General features: G+C 42.9%; 16 protein-coding genes and 2 pseudogenes. 7 read left to right on the top strand and 11 right to left on the bottom strand.

The window, feature by feature from the left end:
- Positions 1-112: 112 nt before the first annotated feature.
- The gene (locus AC5JM2_RS10130) at positions 113-826 is read left to right on the top strand and encodes a patatin-like phospholipase family protein (protein WP_495834763.1); all 714 of its coding nucleotides are present in this window, start codon (positions 113-115) and stop codon (positions 824-826) included.
- Between the two features lie 186 nt (positions 827-1012).
- Here the strand turns inward: AC5JM2_RS10130 and AC5JM2_RS10135 are convergent, their stop codons facing one another.
- The gene (locus AC5JM2_RS10135) at positions 1013-2188 is read right to left on the bottom strand and encodes a glycosyltransferase (RefSeq protein WP_495834778.1); all 1176 of its coding nucleotides are present in this window, start codon (positions 2186-2188) and stop codon (positions 1013-1015) included.
- 513 nt (positions 2189-2701) lie between these two features.
- Between AC5JM2_RS10135 and AC5JM2_RS10140 the strand changes: the two genes are divergently transcribed.
- Entirely contained in the window at positions 2702-3508 is an 807-nt protein-coding gene (locus AC5JM2_RS10140; RefSeq protein WP_495834764.1) for an SDR family NAD(P)-dependent oxidoreductase, read from the top strand.
- 388 nt (positions 3509-3896) lie between these two features.
- Complete coding sequence (locus tag AC5JM2_RS10145) at positions 3897-5135, top strand: damage-control phosphatase ARMT1 family protein (RefSeq protein WP_495834765.1); 1239 nt, start codon at positions 3897-3899, stop codon at positions 5133-5135.
- Positions 5136-5370: 235 nt separating this feature from the next.
- Here the strand turns inward: AC5JM2_RS10145 and AC5JM2_RS10150 are convergent, their stop codons facing one another.
- The 6 genes and pseudogenes from AC5JM2_RS10150 to AC5JM2_RS10175 form a co-directional block, all read right to left on the bottom strand.
- Positions 5371-5757 (bottom strand): PIN domain-containing protein, encoded by a 387-nt coding sequence (locus AC5JM2_RS10150; RefSeq protein ID WP_495834766.1) that lies wholly within the window; start codon positions 5755-5757, stop codon positions 5371-5373.
- Positions 5754-6020, bottom strand: coding sequence for a UPF0175 family protein (locus AC5JM2_RS10155; RefSeq protein ID WP_495834767.1), 267 nt, complete (start codon positions 6018-6020; stop codon positions 5754-5756). The genes AC5JM2_RS10150 and AC5JM2_RS10155 overlap by 4 nt, the downstream gene beginning before the upstream one ends.
- A gap of 85 nt (positions 6021-6105) precedes the next feature.
- Positions 6106-7848, bottom strand: a complete 1743-nt coding sequence (locus AC5JM2_RS10160; RefSeq protein ID WP_495834768.1) for a purple acid phosphatase family protein — start codon at positions 7846-7848, stop codon at positions 6106-6108.
- Positions 7849-7957: 109 nt separating this feature from the next.
- Positions 7958-8332 (bottom strand): annotated as a pseudogene (locus tag AC5JM2_RS10165) (RNA-guided endonuclease InsQ/TnpB family protein); the annotation flags it as partial.
- A gap of 13 nt (positions 8333-8345) precedes the next feature.
- Positions 8346-8870 carry a hypothetical protein gene (locus AC5JM2_RS10170; RefSeq protein ID WP_495834769.1) on the bottom strand — a complete coding sequence of 175 codons (525 nt, stop codon included), beginning with the start codon at positions 8868-8870 and terminating at the stop codon, positions 8346-8348.
- Between the two features lie 495 nt (positions 8871-9365).
- Positions 9366-10244: an aspartoacylase gene (locus AC5JM2_RS10175; RefSeq protein ID WP_495834770.1), complete on the bottom strand. Its 879-nt coding sequence runs from the start codon at positions 10242-10244 to the stop codon at positions 9366-9368.
- Positions 10245-10906: 662 nt separating this feature from the next.
- On the opposite strand from AC5JM2_RS10175, the gene AC5JM2_RS10180 reads away from it, so the two are divergent.
- Complete coding sequence (locus tag AC5JM2_RS10180; protein ID WP_495834771.1) at positions 10907-12268, top strand: NAD(P)/FAD-dependent oxidoreductase; 1362 nt, start codon at positions 10907-10909, stop codon at positions 12266-12268.
- Between the two features lie 387 nt (positions 12269-12655).
- On the opposite strand, the gene AC5JM2_RS10185 is transcribed toward AC5JM2_RS10180, so the two are convergent.
- From AC5JM2_RS10185 to AC5JM2_RS10200, 4 genes and pseudogenes are all read right to left on the bottom strand, one after another.
- Complete coding sequence (locus AC5JM2_RS10185) at positions 12656-13231, bottom strand: hypothetical protein (RefSeq protein WP_495834772.1); 576 nt, start codon at positions 13229-13231, stop codon at positions 12656-12658.
- Positions 13232-13528: 297 nt separating this feature from the next.
- Positions 13529-13942 carry a GlcG/HbpS family heme-binding protein gene (locus tag AC5JM2_RS10190; RefSeq protein ID WP_495834773.1) on the bottom strand — a complete coding sequence of 138 codons (414 nt, stop codon included), beginning with the start codon at positions 13940-13942 and terminating at the stop codon, positions 13529-13531.
- Positions 13943-14036: 94 nt separating this feature from the next.
- The gene (locus AC5JM2_RS10195; protein WP_495834774.1) at positions 14037-15344 is read right to left on the bottom strand and encodes an FAD-dependent oxidoreductase; all 1308 of its coding nucleotides are present in this window, start codon (positions 15342-15344) and stop codon (positions 14037-14039) included.
- A gap of 21 nt (positions 15345-15365) precedes the next feature.
- Positions 15366-15470 (bottom strand): annotated as a pseudogene (locus AC5JM2_RS10200) (pentapeptide repeat-containing protein); the annotation flags it as partial.
- A 206-nt stretch (positions 15471-15676) separates the two neighbouring features.
- Here AC5JM2_RS10200 and AC5JM2_RS10205 point away from each other — a divergent pair.
- The 3 genes from AC5JM2_RS10205 (at position 15677) to AC5JM2_RS10215 (ending at position 21314) form a co-directional block, all read left to right on the top strand.
- On the top strand, positions 15677-16969 hold the full coding sequence (locus tag AC5JM2_RS10205; protein ID WP_495834775.1) for an FAD-binding oxidoreductase: 1293 nt from the start codon (positions 15677-15679) through the stop codon (positions 16967-16969).
- A 79-nt stretch (positions 16970-17048) separates the two neighbouring features.
- The gene (locus tag AC5JM2_RS10210) at positions 17049-18404 is read left to right on the top strand and encodes a (Fe-S)-binding protein (RefSeq protein WP_495834776.1); all 1356 of its coding nucleotides are present in this window, start codon (positions 17049-17051) and stop codon (positions 18402-18404) included.
- A 2094-nt stretch (positions 18405-20498) separates the two neighbouring features.
- A complete protein-coding gene (locus AC5JM2_RS10215; protein ID WP_495834777.1) occupies positions 20499-21314 on the top strand; it encodes a hypothetical protein in 816 nt (271 codons plus the stop codon).
- The last annotated feature ends 930 nt before the right edge of the window (positions 21315-22244 follow it).

Consider the following 22244-nt stretch of genomic DNA (forward strand, 5'->3'; position numbering starts at 1 on the left):
GCCTTTGAGGGAATGAAACAGCCCTGCTTTTTAAGGGGGTCGCCGTAGGCGGGGGGATCTTATCCGAACCATATTGATTAGTTATTATTTAAAAATAAAGGTTATTTATAATATGACAGAAGCTCAAACAGATCACTTTCATATTCTTTCTCTAGATGGTGGAGGCTCTTTAGGAGTATACACTTTAGGAGTTTTAGAAAAAGTTGAAGAATTACTAGGAGAACCTCTATACAAAAAATTTCAACTTATTTATGGAACTAGCACAGGTTCAATTATTGGCTCTCTGCTAGCTCGCGGTGAAAGTGTCAGTGAGATTTCTAAAAAGTATTTTCAGTACATCCCAGACATCATGAGTCACAGAAGTAGTTCAAAAAGAAGCCAAGCCTTAAAGAAATGTGCTAACGAAGTGTTTCAGGATTATGAGTTTAACGATGAAAATTTTAAAACTCTAATTGGAGTTGTAGCTACTAACTACGAATACCGTAGACCGATGATTTTTAAGAGTTCCCGTTCACTATTCCAAGGAGGGAATGGAGAACCTGGTTTTGGTTGTAAAATAGCAGATGTTGTTGTAGCTTCATGCTCAGCTTCTCCATTCTTTGATATTCATAAGATTTCAACAACAATTGCTGGAAAACCGGAAATGCCGGAAATGATTGATGGTGGATTTGTTGCCAATAATCCTACCTTATTTGCAATTACAGATGCAATTAAAGCATTAAAAACTCCGGAAACTAAAATCAAAGTTTTGAGCCTTGGTGTAGGTAGCTATCCTCGTTCAGATACTAATCTTAAAGAGACTATATTGAGAAAATTCAATTCGTAAAAATTTATTCCAGCCTCTTTTTCCACAATAGAATCAGCATTCTACAAATCGGATACCTGGCACTGACGGTTGATGATATGTCATTGCGAGTGAAACGAAGCAATCTCAAGCACTTGCGATTGCTTCACTACGCGCTTCGCTTCGTTCGCAATGACAGGTGCTACATTTGATTGCAACTTGGTATGACTAACGCAGTAACCCCATTTCTTTCAAACCTTGGCGCAGTCGTTTCGCCTCTTCAGGATTTTGCTGTTCTTCGTGAAGGGCGATCGCTTTTTGAAAACTCACAAGACTATCTTTTACATAGCCAAGTTTCAGCAGCAATACCCCCAAGTTTTGGTACGCATCAGCATATTTAGGACTTAACTCAATTGCTTTTTGATAAGCTAAGATAGCATCTTTGAATAAACTCATTTCCTTTAGCGTCATCCCGAGATTGTAATATCCTGGGACGAAACTGGAGTCAATCTTGATTGTTGCTTCGTAAGCAGTTTTAGCACCATTGAAATCTCCAGTTGCTTTGAGTAAATTGCCGAGATTGTTGTATGCTCCTAATTTAAGAATTGGGTAGATAGGCAATTTCACTGCAGCATCATAGTGGGCGATCGCATTTTTAGAATTTTGCAACCGAGAGTAGGCAATACCAAGATGATAGTAGAGTTCGTATAAAGTCTCGTACTCCTCCTCACAATTGCTCACTCCCTGCGCCAACAACTTGATACCTTCTACTATTTTCCCGATTTTTACATAAAGCGCCCCCAACTTACTACAAACATAAGGATCATTAGGATGAGAAGCAAGAAAACCTTCCATCGCTGCTTGTGCTTTGGTAAATTTATCTTGTTGAGCTATGGCACTTTTTTGATATCCTGTGTGTGAAATAGCAACCCCTTCCAAATAGCCCACTTGCAAACCTGGTTCCTGAGTTAAAATTTCAGACACGCTATCATCCACTAACGCATGGTAAGGGCGAGAAAAGCGGATATCTGGATGATTGCGGAACAGGCGCGAAACCAGCGAGTAAGGAGATTGTTCTGCTTCTACCTCATGGCGCAGAAGGTTGATCAGGAGGTATTCTTCCCTTCGTATCGCCTGTTTCAACTGCGGTACAATTTTCTGGGTGAGAGTTTCATCTGCATCTAATACAAGAATCCAATCACCTGTGACGTATTTTAAAGCTTCATTGCGAGCAGCACTAAAGTCATTACACCATTCAAAATGATGCACTTTCGCACCAAATTTTTCAGCAATTTTTGGAGTGCTGTCTGTAGAACCTGTATCTAATACTACCATTTCATCGACGACATTTTTCACACTGCCAAGACATTTAGACAGCGTAGCTTCTTCGTTTTTGACAATCATGCACAGGGTTAGTTTCATAAGTAACTCGTGTACTTTTTTAAATATTGTGTAAATATGAGTAACTTTAATTGTGTGTCGAAAGCTTGATCAAATGTGATAAGAACTTCTTCAACACATGGTGACTTTAATGATAGGTCAAACACTAGGTAGACGCTATAGCCGAATGGCATTAAGACCGTTTCACTTTAAAATTGATACGAAGCGTGGGATGAATGCCCGATTGAGCTAAATGAGGGTTAGAACGCCGGTACATTAATCCCAAAAACCCGGTTTCTTCGAGTTGAGCATAGGAGATATCAAGTTTTCCGACAGAGAGAAACCGGGTTTTTTGCGTGCTTTTTGACTACTGTACCGGCGCTTTAGAAGTATAAACGGAACTCTAGAAAAGTAATCTTAAAGACACAAAGAGCAATACTTCCTTGGAAAGACGTAATCACACTACTGCCTTTTTAGGATTGTAAAGGTTAAAAGCTCACAGTCCACGCAAACCATCTGGTATCGAAAGACTTGCAAATGAACAACAGTTCCTTGATTCGACCTCTGGCTGTCGTAACGGGTGCCTCTAACGGTATCGGCTACGAACTTGCTAAACAGTTTGCCCAAAACGGCTTTGATTTGATCATCACAGCTACTGCCTCAAGCATTGACGAAGCTGCTCAAGCTTTGGTTGGACTAGGTGTCAAAGTCGAGACGGTGCAGTCCGATCTTGCCACCTATGACGGAGTTGAGACGCTCTACAACAAGATTAAGGCAGCGAACCGACCAGTGGATGCGATCGCTATCAACGCAGGTCTTGGTGTTGGCGGTGACTTTGCCCGCGAAACCGACCTACAGGACGAACTCAATCTCATCAATCTGAACGTCGTATCGACTGTCCATCTCGCTAAGCGGGTGGTGAAGGACATGGTTAGTCGCGGTAAGGGTCGCATCCTCTTTACTTCCTCGATCGCCGCTTTGATGCCTGGACCGTTCGAGGCAGTCTACGCAGCCTCCAAGGCGTTTGTCCACTCCTTTTCCCAGGGACTGCGCAGCGAGCTAAAGGACACGGGCGTCACCGTCACCGCCCTCATGCCCGGACCGACGGATACCAACTTCTTCCAGCGCGCGGATATGGACGATACCAAGGCGGGCGCGAGTCAAAAGGACGACGCAGCCGAAGTCGCCAAGCAGGGTTTTGAAGCTTTGATCGCGGGCAAGGATAAGATCATCGCAGGCTCACTCCAAACCAAGATTCTGGGCACCGTAAGCAAAATCTTACCTGATACCGTCACTGCCGAACTGCACCGCACGCTTACTGAGCCGGGGTCAGCTAATAAGTAAGTAGTCAGACAGAATTAATTACACAATGTCATTGCGAATGGAGCGAAGCGGAATGTAGACGCGTTTGCGCAGCGCCCCCTTAGGGGCTAGCGGCTTCCCGCAGGGTAGCAATCGCAAGGGCTGGGATTGCTTCGCTTCGTATGCCCTCCGGGCACGCTACGCTAACGCAATGACTGTAAATATTTTTGTCCGACTACTTAATACCGATTCAAAAAGCGATAGCTTCCACGCGGACACCATATCCAAAAGTTTTGCTTCTTTAAGAAAGTTGCAGTCAAGTTAACGACTGCATTAATGATACATTTCTAAACTGAATCTTAAATCTGTAAGGTTTGTTAACAAAGCACTGCAATATTTGAAAGTGGTGCTTTATAACAAACAAAAACTAGTGGAACAGAAATCCAATACCCCTAGATTACCCCTACCACAACCACTTGTGGGTGCAGAAGCTGGTACTTTTACTGAGTTTACAGTTACTCAACGGATGCCTAATATTGCTCGTAGAGTCATCGCTGAAAATAAGTTTCCAGCCAATATTAATGCCAGCTTAGAGAAACTAGCCAGTGAACTGCCATCGGGATATTTGCCAACTCTTGTAGATGATACTGGTTCAGATTTTGCAGATTGGTGTAAATATTTAGAATCATACAAAGAACAGCGTTGGATAGATATTCCGTGGTTTTTTACTGAAACTTATTTTTATAGATATCTTTTGCAAATTACCAACTACTTTCGTGCTGGTGAATCGCAAGGTATAGATCCATTTGAGTTGCAAAAACGTCAAGGTTTAGAAACATCCCTTGACTCAATTGTTGCTTTATGCACTCAAGTGAATGGATGGTTGAATGTATCAGAGCAAGAAAATCAATCAAGGCAAACAGCTTTGATAACATTATTATATTTTGGTTTGTGGGGAAATCGAGTTGATCTCAGTTTGTGGTCAGCATTTGAAAGCGATCGCAGTCGTTTTGATATTCAAAGCCAACAATCTCACATATTAGTAGATGATGGACTCAAAGTCACAGAATTGTTAGTGAATCGCAATTCCGGACGTGTTGACTTTGTTGTAGATAATGCTGGCTTTGAACTTGTCTGTGATTTGTGTTTGGTAGATTATCTTTTAGGTAGTGGTGTCGCGAGCGTTGTTAGACTACATTTAAAGTCTCACCCAACATTTGTCTCTGATGCCATGATTAAAGATGTGCATCAAACAACAGAATTTTTATTAGCTTCAAGCAATCCAGAAGTGAAATCCTTTGCTCAAAGACTACAAGAATATATTGCATCAGAGCAGTTAGTTTTGTGTTACGATTATTTTTGGACGTCACCTTTAGCTTTTTGGGAAATACCTGAGTCTCTAAAAAATGAGTTATCTCATTCCAATTTGATAGTTATTAAAGGAGATGCAAATTATCGAAGATTGTTAGGAGATAGACATTGGGATTTTACGACTAACATTTCAGATATAGTGTGTTACTTGCCCGTCCCAATGGTAGCCCTACGTACTTTGAAATCGGAAGTTGCAGCAGGTATTAAACCGGAAGTTTTGGAGGAAGTGGAAAAGTCAGACTCTGCTTGGTTAACGAATGGACAATGGGGAGTTGTTCAGTTGGTGGATAATAATTAATTACTCCTCTTCTAGAAGCTGTTCAAGTAAACTTGGTGCAACCCAAAAGCCAACTTCTCGCAAACAGTCAAAAACTGTCCTCAAATCCAGTAAATCAGATTTATACCAATTCTGTATGAAGATGCGCCTAATTATATGAGGAACGAACCGCGTAGACGCGCAGCGGCTTCCCGCAGGGTAGAGCGCAAAGTACACAAAGTAAAGAAAGAAGAAGTCAAGAAAATTTGGCGCAGCCTCACAAAAAAATGGTATTAGCAGCGTCTTTGAGAATACTTAAGAGTCCAATAATTGTCAAACCACGCTCCAGAGCTACGCGTCTTGCAGCTTTGTCATCCAAGATCACCAAGTCAGCTTTTAGTTTCTCTGCTAATAAAATTGCGTCTCGTTCACCAGGATCGAGTTTTTCCAGCTCTACGTTTTGGAGGGTTTCAACAGGTTGAATTTGCAGCCAGTCAGGAGGTTTCGCTATCCAATCTCTGATGACAGATGGTGACTCAGGAGCGTTTAATTCATCAGCCACAGTTTGAGGAATTATCATAACGTCATAGAGTTCTTGCAATACTCTGATATAGTCGATCAACAGCAAGTAACAAATGGGTGAAGTATCAGATACAACAATCATTGTGCTCTGAACTTCTTAAGGGTTTGAAGATCCTGTTGTAATTCAGCTTCGTCGTAATTCAGGTAAACACCCATCCGTTTCAAAAAAGCATGGGTTTCTAGACGTGATGGTAATTGAAGTATCTGCCCTACTTCAGCAGTGCTAATCTCACCAGAACGATAAGCATCAGCGACAACCGTTTCTAGGAGGCGACGAGAAAGGCTTCCCCATGCTTGGTTTAGTCGCTGAGCAATTTCATCGGGAATTTCAACTGTAATTTGCATGGCGCATTCAGGCTAGAGCTATAAGCTTAGTTCTATAGTAAGCGATGATCGTCTACCCTTAGTCCGTACCGCTTAAATCATCGCCCTATCGCAACTGAAATTCATCAAACTTCACAACTTTTGAATCTGGCTGACTTGTATTGAAACGATAACTGCTGACTGTACCGTTACCCGTATCAAAAATGCTGAAAGCTGTAATATCATTACTGGCAATATACGGTATGGGTTTGCCATCTTTACCGGGTAATGGAGCGATCGTTGGTAAAACTGGTTCCAACGCATTGGGATCGCCAAGTGCAGTATAATCCTTTTTGTCCCCTGGTGGTACTTTTCGCTGATCGCCACTCAAGAAAGCACCGTAAGTATTGCCAACATTCGATGTTTCTAGAAAGTGCATTCCCGACTGACTACGAAAACGGTTCCAGATGTGCGAATGCCCATAGAATACCATCTGTACTTTAGCTGCTTCAAGTAAGGGAATCACATCGCGAATCAGGTAATCTGATTTTTTGGGGTATTTGTAACGTACCGTTTTAACATTGCGATTCGCATCACGTTCAATAATCTGCACGGGATGAGTATAAGCAGGAACAATATTGTCGCCCAAAGAATGAGGCGGATGATGAAACATCACGACTTTATATTTTGCTTGTTTAAACTCAGGACTGTTGAGTTCTTGTTCTAACCAGTTGTACTGCTTGCTTCCTTTGACAATTGGTTCAAAAATAACTTGTCCGTAACCCCAATTTTTTGGATTTTGTAAATCTTTATCTCTTTCCCGATACTTCCCCCTCGCTTCTGCATCCATATTGGGAGTCCGCCAGATATTCGTCGCGTACAGAACTACCAAACGCACATCACCAAAACTAACTGCATAATAAGTTTCTCCACCTTCTTTACTCTCAGGTAAAGTGAAAATTTCTTCGTAGGTATCAGTATTATAAGAATTATCTTTTAGTGATTTTTCTCCATATAACTTCATCGCAACTGCACGCGGAAACGCATCATTAAATTCATCGCCTAAACTCCTAGCCTTGCCAAAGCGTCCCATCACTTCATGATTACCAATACTGGTAAACATTGGGGCATGTTGAATAATTTCTCCTCCAAGAAAAGATGTCTTTATTCCATTAACATCTGTTTCAAACTTGGCTCGACCTTGCAAACAAGGGAAGAAAGCACCACCTCCATTATCATCAAACCATTCTGAAGCACGGTCTGCAATATTCACTGTATCTCCTGCTAACCAAACTGCATCGACTTTACCAACAGTTTCCACAACCTTTTGCAGATTTGCTGCTACCATTGGTTTCAATTGATGATCAGAAGTTAGGAGAATTTTTAATGGTGTTTCAGCAGTTGGGGTAGGTGCAAGCGTAAAAGTATTGCTGCTAATACTCTTGCCATCTTCTCGTACACTCGTGACGCGATAAGAAACTCGTTTTCCAGGAGTTAAGCCAACCACTTGAGCCTCATGTCGCCAAATGTCACGTTGGGCTGCTTGCTTGTAAACTTGTCCATTTTGCTTTTGGTTTCCTACTCTTGATTCGTGATCTTCTCGTGTACGGCTGAGTTTGCTCGTATTCGCTACGGCTGTTTGCTGGAGATTGTCCCCATACGCAACATTATGTTTGGAACCAGCAAACTCAGTAAACCACACAACTCGCACTGAAGATTGCGTGGGGAGTTGTAGAAATGGATCTGTGAGCAATTGGGGTGCTGATGAAAAGGCTTTTTGCCCAGAAAAGCAACCGTATACTACGGTAAGGCAGATAACTAGTATAAATAAGGCAGCTAGTATTTTGCGATTTGTGAGATATCTGAGCATTACAAGTGTTCCAGAACGTCAGTGCATCTCAGTTGTATCTAAAAAAACACAAAGAGCTACAAATTGACACTCCCGGGATCTAAAGACGCGGGGATTCTTGGTTCCCTGACTAGCCGTTAGACAGCAGGCTTGCGCCAACCGCCCAAGAGGGCAAATCTCCACGCCAGACGCTTCAAGTCGGCGGAGCCGCCCAACGCGCTGGCTCCCAAGCGTAAGTTCCCGTGGGGCACACGGTACTGAGTCCTAACTTCAAAATGTTGATAGCTGCATTCATATCCCTATCTGCCACATATCCACAATGCGGACAAACGTGAGTTCTTGTGGCTAGAGACTTCTTTACCTTTTCGCCACAATTAGAACAATTCTGGCTTGTGTTATGGGGAGGAACGGCGATCGTTATCTTCCCATATTTATGACCTAGATATTCCAACCATGACCGGAAAGTTGACCAGCCAGCATCACTGATTGACTTAGCCAGATGTCGATAAGGCAACTTCTTACTGCCTTGGAGGTGAAGTTGGGGAGACGGGTGAAGTTGGGGAGACGGGTGAAGTTGGGGAGACGGGTGAAGTTGGGGAGATGGATTGAGTTCCCTGTTGTGGTTCTCGTACCACCCACTGACACAGTTTTTGATTAGGTTGGTTGTAATTAATTGCCATTGTGAAAGTGCGCTCTTGGGCGCGGTTGTCGCGGAAATTTACAACAGCCTGAGTATAGTTTCCTCCTGCAAGTGCAGTCCATTGCAATGCATTACGCGCGTAAGGCTGATCAGGAGCGAAGCGCACTTCATAGCTGACTTGCTCTGGCGAGTCACCAGAGCGGACAAACTGCAAATCCTGAACAATGTCCACCGTCCGTTCCAGAAGATCGGTGGAGATAAAGCTACAACTGTTAGGAGTGTCTCCTTTAACTAACGCCAAATAGGGACGATCAGAGGAAGACTCTACTCGTTGGGCTTGCGTTCTCTGGTTGGGGAAGAGGATCAAGGCAATAGGCAGTATCAGGACAATAGCTTTTCTCATAGTTAAAAATCCAACTTATCAGCCAGGTAGTGAGTAGCAACACTTGGTTTTAAGTCATTTCTCTTCATTCAGTTACAAATGAAGAAATTCATACATCAAATATTGTGGTAATTCTTCTAGGCGATGCTATTGTAAATAGCATAAATGCTGCCGTTTTACTAAACGTCTACCATAGGAACAAACTCACTTCCTCTAGAGATAGAGTTTTAAATTAACGAAATCTATGAGCTTCAATACATTTTGTTATGACTTATACATTGACATATTAGAGAAAACGCTCATTCATTCTCTAGTCAGGCGATACTTAGCTCTGGGAGCCTAACTATTGGCGGTCGCTAAGCAGTAAGGATATTGAAAGACGGAGAATACTTACGTGTCAGGGGAAACAGGTTCGGATCTACACGTCCTTCCTTTTTTTTACATTACACATAATAAAATCCTCTGCCTTAAAACCTTTGTAATATAATTCTTTCACCAGAAATTCGTGCCATTGCTCTAAACAGTAACCTGTCGCTTTTCAGTTAAACCCATAGCAATTCCTTTCTCGTAGTAAGCAGCTTCATTGATGAATATTGGATACACAGTTGATTCTCCTTCATAAACAATCTCTTTACCATCAAAGGTTAAAAACATTGGCTCGCCAGGATTAAGAGGTTCATAATCCCGAAACTGAAGTTGTGGGTGAATCATTGCCTGAATCTCTCCCAAATCATTTCTGGGATAGTCGATATCCTTCACATATTCATAAAGTGTGAGCGTGCTATTTGTGTGTGAAATTGAACCTTGATTATATGCTTCTAAATAGTCCCAAATTGTCTCAACAAGTTTTTCTGTTTTCTGAAATAACTCTGCATTCAAGACTGCCTGAGCTACAGGACCAACTTCAATAGCAAAACCGAATTCACTGATTGATTGGAGGCAGCGACTTTCAATTACTGGTGCCCAACAAACCTTCACTTCTGGATGATTTACACTGAGATAGGCAGCTAATTGTAGATTGAAGGGATGGAGGTGGTTGCCTAGCAAGATGCTTAGTCCCATATTTGAAGTTGTAGAGTGCAAATCCAAAATGATATCTACCTGAGATTTGCCTTTAGGTCCCAGTTTTTGGTTGATGTCTTTTGCTCTGATTTCTTCGTAACTGGAAAGCGTCGGATTTTCCAGATCTTGAATTTGGAAGCAACGATTCAAGTCCTTATCAATATAACGCCTTCCTACCTCAAAAGCTTTGGGGTTGCCAAAAAAGGTTAAAGTTTCAAAGCTGTCTCTCTGAATGAGATGGGGATATTGCTCAAACTTTTTAATTAAGTATGCGCCTGTGAATTCATTCCCGTGGGTACCACCAACCAGTACCACCTTATTTATTCGATTCATAATATTGCTCCTTCTAGATCAGGGATATCTTTTTTCAGACTAAACTATAGCAATCCGATTTGATGAGTGTGAATCACTTGTGGAGATAGGGAACAGGGAAGAAGGAATAAACATGTACCTAGCTTCGTCAAAAATCAAATAGGAGTCCTATATATGTCAAAGATATAGTAGTTCCAGTCATGATAGAACTCCGACATCTACGGTACTTTATCGCCGTTGCTGAATAATTGAACTTTAGCCATGCTGCTAGACGCTAGCCCATACACCCAGAGTTTGCATCTACCACAACCATATAAAAAAGAAAAAGTTAGGACTTACGCACTTTACAAATAGGCGCTTTGTGTGTGAAAGCCATCTGCTGGCATTTTTCCCATATAATCCCCTAAGTGCATAATTTGATGAATCTGACCGCTATAAAAAGAAGATACGAAGGTAAGCTCTTAATCGCAAACTTCCGTTCAGTAAACAGGTATAACTCAACGCACATAATCAGACTTTAGTCAATGCGTAAGTCGTTAAAGTAATAAATCTTACGTTGTAAATGTATGTTATGCTCGATTTACATTTCTTAATATGTCACCCATGAGCAGAACTACTTTGACAGAAATGCTTAAGATTTGTTAATAAAAATAACAGTAAAGAAATAAAAGGAAATAAATCTTATGGTGAACACAGTAGAAAATCAGCCACCCCATCACGTAGTCATTGTCGGTGGTGGATTCGGAGGATTATATGCAGCCAAAGCACTCTCGCGTGCTGATGTCCATGTGACTCTCATTGATAAACGTAATTTTCACTTATTTCAACCGCTTTTATACCAAGTCGCTACTGGTGCGATATCTCCTGCTGATATTTCCTCTCCCCTGCGTTCTGTACTGAATAAGAGCAAAAATACGAAAGTGCTGTTGGGAGAAGTGAATAATATCGATCCCCAAGGACAAAAAGTCTTTATGGGTGAGGAAGCAATACATTATGATTCTTTAATCCTGGCGACAGGTGCAAAGCATTCCTATTTTGGCAAGGACCAGTGGGAAGAATTTGCTCCCGGTTTAAAAACTGTGGAAGATGCGATAGAAATGCGTCACCGCATCTTCATGGCGTTTGAAGCCGCAGAAAAGGAAACTGATCCCGAAAAACGTCGTGCTTGGTTAATTTTTGTGATTGTTGGTGGTGGTCCTACTGGTGTGGAATTAGCAGGTGCGATCGCAGAACTAGCTTATCACACGATGAAAGAGGACTTCCGCAATATCGACACTTCCGAAGCGCAAGTTTTACTCCTGGAAGGTTTGGATCGGGTTCTCCCACCGTTTGCACCAGAGTTATCAAAACAAGCAGAAACATCGCTAACCCGCTTGGGTGTTACCGTACAGCCAAAAACAATGGTTACGAATATAGAAGGTGATGTTATCAGCCTCAAACAAGGTGATGAGGTGACGCAGATTCATGCCAAGACAGTATTATGGGCAGCAGGTGTGAAAGCTTCGCCTCTAGGGAAGTTGCTAGCAGAAAGTACAGGTGTTGAGTGCGATCGCGCTGGACGAGTTATTGTTGAACCTGATTTGAGTCTTAAAGAACACTCCAATATATTTGTCATTGGAGACTTAGCACATTTTGCTCATCAAAACGGCAAACCCCTACCTGGTGTTGCACCTGTAGCGATGCAAGAAGGACAGTACGTTGCCTCACTGATCAAACAACGGCTCAAAGGTAAAACCTTACCACAATTTCGTTATTTTGATTGGGGTAGTTTAGCGGTTATTGGACAAAACTCTGCCGTTGTAGACTTAGGGTTTTTCAAATTTACAGGCTTCTTAGCGTGGCTATTTTGGCTGTTTATTCACATCTACTTCTTAATTGAGTTTGACAACAAGCTGGTAGTCATGATTCAGTGGGGCTGGAACTATTTCACCCGCAAGCGTGGCGCAAGATTGATTACAGGTAAGGAAGTTTTGGAAAACGCGAAAGCTGGAGGTAGCAACGGTTATTACACGCCTGAGAATGCTAGACAAGCGGTTAATCTATAAAAGTTTTTATACTCCTAAGAAACACAGAGGTGTAGGGGTGTAGGAGTGTAAGGGTGTAGGGGAAAAAGGTGTTTCTTTCATATTTTGCTGACGACTTCGCCGTCAGTCGGACGCTCAGATCTTGCAGCAGTATCAACAACGAGGCAGAGCCTCGACATCTCGTTCCCAGGCTGAGCCTGGGAGCGAGGGTTGGGAGGATCCGCCTCCTGATTATTGAGAATGGTGCAAGATATCAGTAAAAACGGACTCATATTATGTCCGCCTAACTACTTACGATATGTCATTGCGAGTGGAAAGACTTACCCAGTCCGTTTTAACGGACTTGAACTTTGAGCCAAGAAATTTATTTCTTGGCGGACAAGAATTATGGTGCAAGATCTGAGCCTCTCACGGGCGCGGCGATTGCGCAAAGCGCAGACGCCAGAGGCGTATCGCTTCCCCAGCCAACAAGTGATAGGCTAAGTTTTGCCAGATATAGCCATCATTTTCTAAACTATGCCACCCTTCGCGGTATTTTTCGCCGTAAGCATTTAAGAGGCGATTGTGTAAAAACTTTATCCCTTCACTTTCCTTTGCTAAAACGGTGTGCTGCTTTCTGACATAATCCAACTGCAAGTCATGCAACCGCAAATTTCCCGCTTCATCCCGCGAAGCCAGAGATTTCTTCACCAATTCATCAATCACATCTTGGCTATCAAACTCATCTAATTCCAACGGTTCCCAAAAAGTTTGCAAAACTGCTTCTGGTATGGGTGTATCTTCAGGAAAGACGGCAAAATCTAAATATCGCTGTTGGCAATTCTCATCCAAAGCTGCCAGACTTACCTGAATTGCCTTGAGTAAATCGGGATAAGGATAATCGGGAAACTGTTGTTTGATTTTCTCTAAATCAGCACTACGTAGTTTTTCTAAAATATAGCGCTTCTCAGTTGCGTGCAATACACAGCTGTAGAGACGTAGCATTTACGTGCTCTACATTATTCGTGGTGGTGTATGTGATTCAAATGAGAACCGCTATATTCTGCCAGCGATTTGGCGGTTTCCCCCGCATCATCGCCCCCACCATCGCCAATGCTAAGGGCAAACATCCACATTCCCTCGCTACCAGCTTAGCGACATGATTTTGCTCTGTGGGGTTATAGAAAAACCCCCACTTTTTTGAGTGAGAGCAGAAAACTATTTATGAACGGTTTTCATCTTGTTAGTCCCATTGCCAAATGGGCGCTGCTTTTATTTTGGAGACGTTTAGTGTTAATGGTATTAAAAAGCTGCCACAGCTGCCTCAGCTACAGCTTGATCCTGTTCACCGCTACCACCACTTACTCCGATTGCACCAACTATCTGCCCATCGCGTTGAAGTGGTATACCCCCGGCAAAGATCATGATTCGTCCTCCGTTTGAGACGTGAATACCATAATACTGTTCTCCTGGTTGAGCACTTTCGGCAAGGGATTTGGTAGAGAGATTAAACGCACGAGCAGTAAATGCTTTGTTGATCGAGATATCGATACTTCCGATCCACGCACCATCCATACGAATGTGAGCAACAAGATTCCCGCCAGCATCAACGACTGCAAGATTCATTGGTTGTCCGATTGCATTCGCCTTCGCTTCTCCAGCCGCTAGTATTCGTCGTGCATCATCTAAAGATACAGAATGTTTGTCATTCGTCATGGTAATTCTTTGAATCGTAGAAATGTATGCGATTAAAGAATATCATCATGCATGAGCAGATTGGGAAAACCCAATTTCAACGTACCTGTTGCGGTCATGATTGTCTTTCTAAGAACTTTTCATTTGCCTGTTTTACTCTGGAAATCCAACCTTTGTGGAAATTCAAAATTTCTGAGTAGGGAATGGTTGTTTCAGATAGAAGTTGTGACAATGACGGGGAAAAGTATCTGGGAAAGAGTTGATGCATAAATTGAGCAGTTCGCAGTCTGATAAATAACTCTAAAAACAGCAATTTACTGGATAATGGAAAGGTGTAATCACTTAGCTCAACTAGTGCATGAGCATCTGGTTTTCGACGTAGGGTAAATTGCTTGAGTGCCTCTGCAATATCATTAGGATATTCATCTAATAACTGATCAAAGAAAGCAACATCTTCAAGGGAAGCATTACAGCCTTGACCCAAAGAAGGAGAGGTAGCATGAGCCGCATCGCCAATCAGTAAAACGCTATCACCATCATGGTAGCGATTACAACGAATCGTCAAAATGGTTGAGATGGGACGATAGAGAAAAGCTTCGACTTCCGATTCTGGTAAAAGCTCAGCAATTTCTGGTAAGTATTCACGAAAGAATTGCCATACTTGTTCTTTTGTAGAAAAATTCAAGATGGGGTTGTTCTCGCGAGGAAAGTTAACAATCCCACTTATCAAGCCATCTATATCATGCACCAAGGTAGCAAAAATTCCATCGGTTCCTCTCCAAGTATGGAGATAACCTGCTTTCAAGGATGTTGCACTCTCAGCAGGTAGAAAAATGGGTTTGTAAGCAGAGGGAAAGTATTTTTTTTCTAACTCGAATTGATTGGTTGAGAGAAACTGCTCTCTAACTCGCGATCGCGCTCCATCTGCACCAATTAATAAGTCATAATCAACAGTAACTTCTCCTGTAGGATTGACTGCCGTATTTTCAAAGGTGACTGTTTTTGCTTCAAAATCAACTTGCTTACATTGATGGTCAAAATGAATTTTGAGGCGATCGCTATTATACTGTTGAGTCAACATTTTCAACAGTGTGACCACCAATCGCATGCGATCCAGAATCAGAATGGGTTTTTTCCTTGGAAGGAACTGCGTTTTGCCTTTTTTTTGGTGAATGAGTGAGCCAGTACTTTCTAAGCTTACTGCCTTAACCGCTGCGAGAATCCCTTCAACTTTGCTCAGTGCCGTCATTCCCCGTTGATTGAGGGAAAGAGGAATGGTTCTAGCGGAGGAAAATGGAACTGTTTGTGGGTCACTGCGACGCTCATAGATCTCAACATTATACTGCTCATTGCGGCGTAGCAAATAGTGAGCTAGAAGAACTCCACTCGGACCCGCACCCACAATCACAATTCGTTTGACCATTTTAACCTCCTAGTCTAAGTTCAGATTCGCACCCCTAAAATCCGTCCCTCGAATATCTACATAACTAAAATTTGCCCCTACAAGGTTTTGACCTTTAAAAGAACGACCATCTGATTTTGACAGCAGTTGTCTTGGGACATCCCTAAGCTGTAGACTGAAGATTTATGATTGTTTACCACTGTAGCGCAATATGCTGTAATAGCGAGAACAATCTCAATAAGTAGCACTGACTCAATTAAATCACAATGCGCTATACAGCAAGGCTTTCACCAAAGCTAATAAGAATGTGCTTCTTTCACAAACCGTATTGATATATAAAGAGTCTAAAACAGATGAAAGCGCTAGCCTCTTGTTTTGCATCTATTGTCGGCACAGAAAATACTGTCTGTTGGGAAGATGTACCAATTAGTCAGCGAAAATCTATATTACAGGCTATTGCTTCCCCAACTGCTCCCGGTTGTATCGTCTATCCTCACACAACAGAACAGCTAGCGCAAGTCATCACACAAGCACATCGTAACAAGTGGCGCGTTTTGCCATGCGGTAGTGGCAGTAAACTGAACTGGGGTGGATTAGTCAAAGATGTTGACGTTGTAGTCAGCACAGAACGCCTTAATCAACTAATTGAACACGCCGTTGGTGATTTAACGGTGACAGTCGAAGCGGGAATGAAATTTTCTCATCTCCAAGAAATGTTGGCAAACTCTGGGCAATTTCTTGCTCTTGACCCCATCACACAAGATACAGCAACCATTGGCGGTATTGTTGCTACCGCTGATACAGGTTCCCTCCGGCAACGCTATGGTACTGTACGAGACCAACTCTTGGGAATTACCTTTGTACGTGCTGATGGACAAATCGCCAAAGCTGGCGGGAGAGTGGTGAAAAATGTTGCTGGATACGACTTGATGAAGTTGTTTACTGGGTCTTTTGGCACATTAGGGGTCATTAGTCAAGTGACGTTTCGTGTTTATCCTATGCACGAGATATCCCAGACGCTGGTGCTGACTGGTGATCCAAAGGCTATATCTCAAAGTGCTGGCGTCCTCAGAGGTTCTGCGTTGACACCAACCCAAGCTGATTTGCTATCAACAAAACTGGTGTCTGGCTTGGGATTAGGTGAAGGATTGGGATTAGTTGTTCGCTTTCAAAGTATAGCTGAGAGTGTCAAGGAACAGTCAAACCGACTTTTGGAAGTCGGGGAACAACTTGGGTTAAAAGGAACGATATATTCAGCGGCGGATGAAGCTGATTTATGGCGCATATTGCGAGAACAAATAGATTCTTCTGTTAATGAGTCGGCAATAACTTGCAAAATAGGAGTGTTACCTACTTCTGCTGTTGAAGTTTTGACTCAAGCAGATGTGGGTTGGATTCACATCGCTAGTGGTTTGGGGGTGTTGCGGTTTGAGAGTAACAACGGGATTGATCAGGTGTTGGGGATACGAAATCTTTGTCAAACCAATCGCGGTTTTCTCACTATTTTGTCAGCACCTGTGAAGGTTAAGCAACAGTTGGATGTATGGGGCTACACTGGTAATGCTGAGCAGTTGATGCGTCGGATAAAAGAGCAGTTTGATAAGGAATATATTTTAAGTCCAGGTCGTTTTGTGGGTGGGATTTAAGAAACGAACTGCCTTAGCAAAGCGTGTCCACAGGACATAGAGGCTAAGGACGCAAACAGAGGGGGGAGGAAAAGATAATATGCAAGTTTCTGAAGATTCTGAGAAGAAAAAGGCTAGTTTGGAGAATTTGACTGGATTTGATCCAAATCATCCACCTAACCCAAAGTTGATTGATACTTGTGTTCATTGTGGGTTTTGTCTCTCGACTTGTCCTAGCTATCGGGTGATTGGCAAAGAGATGGATTCTCCACGAGGACGCATCTATCTTATGGATGGGATCAATCAGGGTGAGATTCCTCTGAATAAGGCAACAGTAGAACATTTTGATAGTTGTTTGGGGTGTCTTGCTTGTGTGACGACTTGTCCTTCTGGTGTGCAATATGACAAGTTAATTTCTGCAACTCGTCACCAAGTTGAACGGAATTACCCGCGTAGTTTGCCAGATAAATTGTTACGTCAACTGATATTTTCTCTATTTCCTAATCCTGATGTTTTAAGGGTTTTGCTGGTTCCATTGTTTTTTTATCAAAAGTTGGGTTTGCACAAATTGGTGCGTGGAACTCAGTTGTTGAAGCTTGTGTCTCCTCGCTTAGCAGCGATGGAATCAATTCTGCCAGAAGTTACTTTGAAATCTTTTCAAGATAATTTGCCAGATATTATTCCAGCACAGGGTAAGAAACGTTATCGAGTTGGGGTGATTTTGGGATGTGTGCAAAGGTTATTTTTCTCGCCAGTCAATGAAGCGACTGTGCGGGTTTTAACGGCGAATGGCTGTGAAGTTGTGATTCCCAAAACTCAAGGATGTTGTGCGGCGCTTCCCGAACATCAAGGACAAACAGAACAAGCCAAAGCTTTAGCAAGGCAGATGATTGATAGTTTTGCAAATACTGGTGTAGATTTTGTGATTATCAATGCTGCTGGTTGCGGTCATACACTAAAAGAATATGGTCATATTTTAGAAGATGATCCACAATATCGGGAAAAAGCGAAAGCATTCGCGGCGAAGGTTAGAGATGCGCAAGAGTTTTTGGTGAGTGTTGGTTTAACAGCAAAATTATCACCGCTTGCAAATCAACCCTTGAGTTTGGTTTATCAAGATGCATGTCATTTGTTGCACGGACAAAAGATTAGCTTGCAACCGCGTCAGTTATTGCGGGAAATTCCAGGCGTGAAGTTGCGCGAACCAGTTGATGCAGCTATATGTTGTGGTAGTGCGGGAATTTACAATCTACTCCAACCAGAGGTGGCTGAGGAGTTGGGTAGACAAAAAGTTCAGAATTTGCTAAATACTGGTGCTGATTTAATTACTTCTGCCAATCCGGGTTGTACTTTGCAAATTCGCAAGCATTTGCAGTTGGAGGGTAAACTGATTTCTATCATGCACCCGATGGAGTTGTTAGATTATTCAATCAGGGGTGTGAAGTTGAAAGTTTAAAAAAAAGGCGTTGCTGAATTTGAGTATGAAATACAGTTTTGTCATGCTGAACGAAGCGAAGCGTAGTGAAGCGTAGTGAAGCATCTCGTTTAATTTTCAACGCTTTCCGGAGATTCTTCGCTCCACTTCGTTATACCAATTTGAAAAAAGAATGCGACACATGGAATGCTACAAGCAATTACCAGTAAGTCTTTTACAATCACGCCAGTTCGCTCAAGTCGGGAGACCCCTAGTGGGAACGGCCACGCCTTACGGTGAGTCCAGCGCTGCGGGAGGGTCTCCCTCGTGCCGGCTCTGGCGTTAGCGTTTGCGCAGCGCCCCCTTAGGGGCTAGCGGAACCGTTCGGCACGGGGCCGTGCCCGTTAGGCGCAGCCGTGGCCGTTCCCACTAGGGCTCAGGTTCTCCCCGGAGGGCTATCGGGGAAGACCTCCGGTCTCGCTGCGCTTTAGACCTCTGGGCGTGCGCAAAGCGCATACGCCAGATGCCTGGCTGTCGGGAAAACGCGCTTGTGCTCTATTTGGGGAGACCCCAAGACCGCACTGGCTCCCCTACCAAGAGCACTGGTCTCACCGCCCACACGACTGGCTCCAAAATCTAAAATCCAAAATCCAAAATGGTATTACGCACCCTGCGGGAAGCCGCAAAGCGTCTACAGAATGACAATTCATACCTTTGTTCAGCAACGCCAAAAAAAAGCTACAGGTTAGAAGCCTGTAGCTTTATGCAAAGAGCTATACCTGCACAGGCTAAAGCCCGTGAAAGGCACCCTGTCATCTAGTTATAGGTTGCAGTTCAGCAAGCATATGCAGTAAGTTACTAGATAAGCAGACCTCTGCGGTCTAATTATACCAACCTTACTGAAGTGAGGCTCTGGTGGAAATACGTCTTGGCATATACTTCGTAACCTAACCCTCTTCGACGATGATACTTTGTGCAATCATCCGGATTTTCTATGACTTGGAAGAACAAGCAGATAAAAAAGACCAGGAATCCTGACATTAGAAACGATAGAACAAAGAAATAGAGGCATCCAGATGAGTTTTGGTCTCACCAAGTTTTCATGAATTCTATAAGCTGTTTGTAAAGAAAGCTTAAATTTTTGGGATGCTTTAGTGCTACTCCATAACGTCATGTCAGATTGTGCCTTTGAATACTTAATTTTCACCTTATAATTTACCTATTGTTCATAATTTGTTAATTATATGAGCGCACAATAATATCATAAAACTTACTCAACTTATGTTGTCTGATTTTAAATTTGTATAGCTACAGAAAACTCTTACAACAATAAACAAATAACAGTACTTTGATGATTGACTTTTGTAACTAGCGATCGCACAATATAACAATTCTGGCTTTTTTAAAATAAAAATCAACGGTGCATCATTGTCGGTAGAAATTATTTTGTTTGTGTTCCTAGTTAATCACATCACAGGAAATTGGGGGGCTGAAGCGCCGCATTCACACAAGGATACGGCTTAAATTCAAAATTCATTATTGATAATTTAAAATTGATTTTTAAATTCGAATTATGAATTCTAGTTGCGAACCATTTTCCCCTACACCCACAAGGGGATATGTCTCCTCGCCGCTGATCGTGGAAGCCTTCAATAGCTAGCATTCGTGTGCAACAGTTAACTAATCAACATTTAACAACATTGGTGGCTGAAATTACTTAACTAGAGGTATGACTATACCCAAGCCAGTACCTTCCACATATCTTCATGAAGGATAGTATCTCCATGAATCCAGTAGTATATATTACTATGTCTCTTCGAAATTTAACTAGCTACACAACAAGAAGAAAGTATGTACTAAGTAAATTTTTGTCTAGTACGTACTTTCCTTGAAACAAAACTAACTGATTACCTTTCAAATAAGCTAGAACTTTGATTCAAATAGTGTAATTTTACTTACACTTAGATGAAGATTTGGCAGACATTGTGAGTTTCTGAAATACCCCCTTGATCAAAGTTTTGAGCTTAGCGTACATTAATATTCCACCACTGAAACTCCTTCACTATTGACCCATTGAATATGGGTATTTATTAACTTCGCTAATAGTATCCTTTGTTAATCACTCGCCAACACTTTATGAATATCATTGTTCGTTTGCTTGGCGCATTTGCTATTTTGCTTCCTACATATGCTGCTGTATCTTGCTTTGCAGTAGCGCAGGAGAGTCCTACTATTCTCCAACCGGGAACAATCCAGAAAGCTCCAACTTCTCCCCAGCCGGGAACAACCCCGAAAACTCCAACTTCTCCCCAACCGGGAACAATCCCGAAAACTCCAACTTCTCCCCAACCGGGAACAATCCAGAAAACTCCGACTACTCCCCAACCGGGAACAATCCAGAAAACTCCGACTACTCCCCAGTCGGGAACAACCCAGAAGGTTTGCTCTTTTGATGCAGTAGATAATTTGCTACCTCCACCAACAGGTGAGCAAAATCGTTCTCCGCTTTCCTACCTGGCACAACAAGGTTTTACACCTAAATTAGACGGTTCTTGGGTGTGCTACGTCAGAGATAACCAGAAACAGGATCTTTATTACACCCTTTTTAAAGTTCAACAAGTTAATGGAAAGCTAATAGCCAGTTCTTTCTTAAATAACAGCAATTTAATTGAGGGGCAAGACACTCGCACCGTGGACTTGTTTTTGCTCTTGATTGACAATCATACGAAGACAAATCAGGGGAACCGTCAGAGTATAAAGAGGTATTTTGAATCTTTCATTTCTTTGGTTAAGCAAAGGAAAATTCCACCCTCAGCGCGTGGGTATCTTTTTGACCAACCAAATCGAGGGTTTATCATATACAACAGCGTCACAGGAGGAGAGCTTAAGGGCACAGCAATCACGATTAACATCAACTCGCCTCAGAATTTAGGTTCCTCCCCAGCCTCTTAACTTTCAAGAAACACAAGGGTGTAAGGGTGTAGGGGTGTAGGGGAGCCACTGCCCTATGGCTAACGCCACGCCTTAAGGCTATCGGGGAGAACCTCCGGTTCCGCTGCGCGCTCCGCAGTCGCCGTGAGAGCGGGAGACCCTCCTGTAGCGCTGTCTCACCGTGCGCGGGTTAAGCGCGTTGAGGAGCCACTGCGTTGCGCAGAGCAGCGCCTTGCGGGGGTTCCCCCCGTTGTGGCGACTGCGGAGGGTTCCCCCCGTTGTAGCAAGTGGCGTGCATGTGGCGTGAGCCAGTACTTGATGAGGGTCTCCCGACCTAGGTATCTGGTGAGACCAGCGCTGGTCTCACCGTAAGGGGTGGCGTTAGCCATAGGGCGTGAAAAGAGTGTTTCTTTCATTCGTAGCGGGTGGTGCGCCCCCAGTCGGACGCTTTGAATAAACACAGGGGTGTAGGAATGTAAGGGGAAAAAGGTGTTTCTTTTATTCATAGTGGGTGCTGCGCCGCCCGTGTGGTGCTTTCAAGAAACACAAGGAACCCTTAACGCTTAACAGGGAAGAACAGAAGGAGGTGTTATTGCGGCTGTTGCTGACGGTTAAGGGCTCTAGTGGGAGGTTCACATCTTGCACAAGAAAAATTGATGGTGTTTAGTCAATCAATTTTGGATTTAGGATTTTAGATTTTGGATTAACTCCACCCTAAAAGTGCTCTGGTTGGAGCGGAGCGAAACGAAGCCTAGATTTTTTGAAATTTACGATTTTGGATTAATTCCGTCAAAGATGGACGGGGCTTGTACCGAAAATCAACGCCAGAACAAGCGTGTTAGCGTAGCGTCTCCGCTACTGAGAGGGAAACAAGGACTATGGCACAAAGTGCCACCCTACGCGCTTGCTGTATTGGCTCCCCAATTTCAAATCTAAAATTTCAAATCTAAA

The sequence above is a fragment of the Brasilonema angustatum genome, assembly GCF_059505445.1.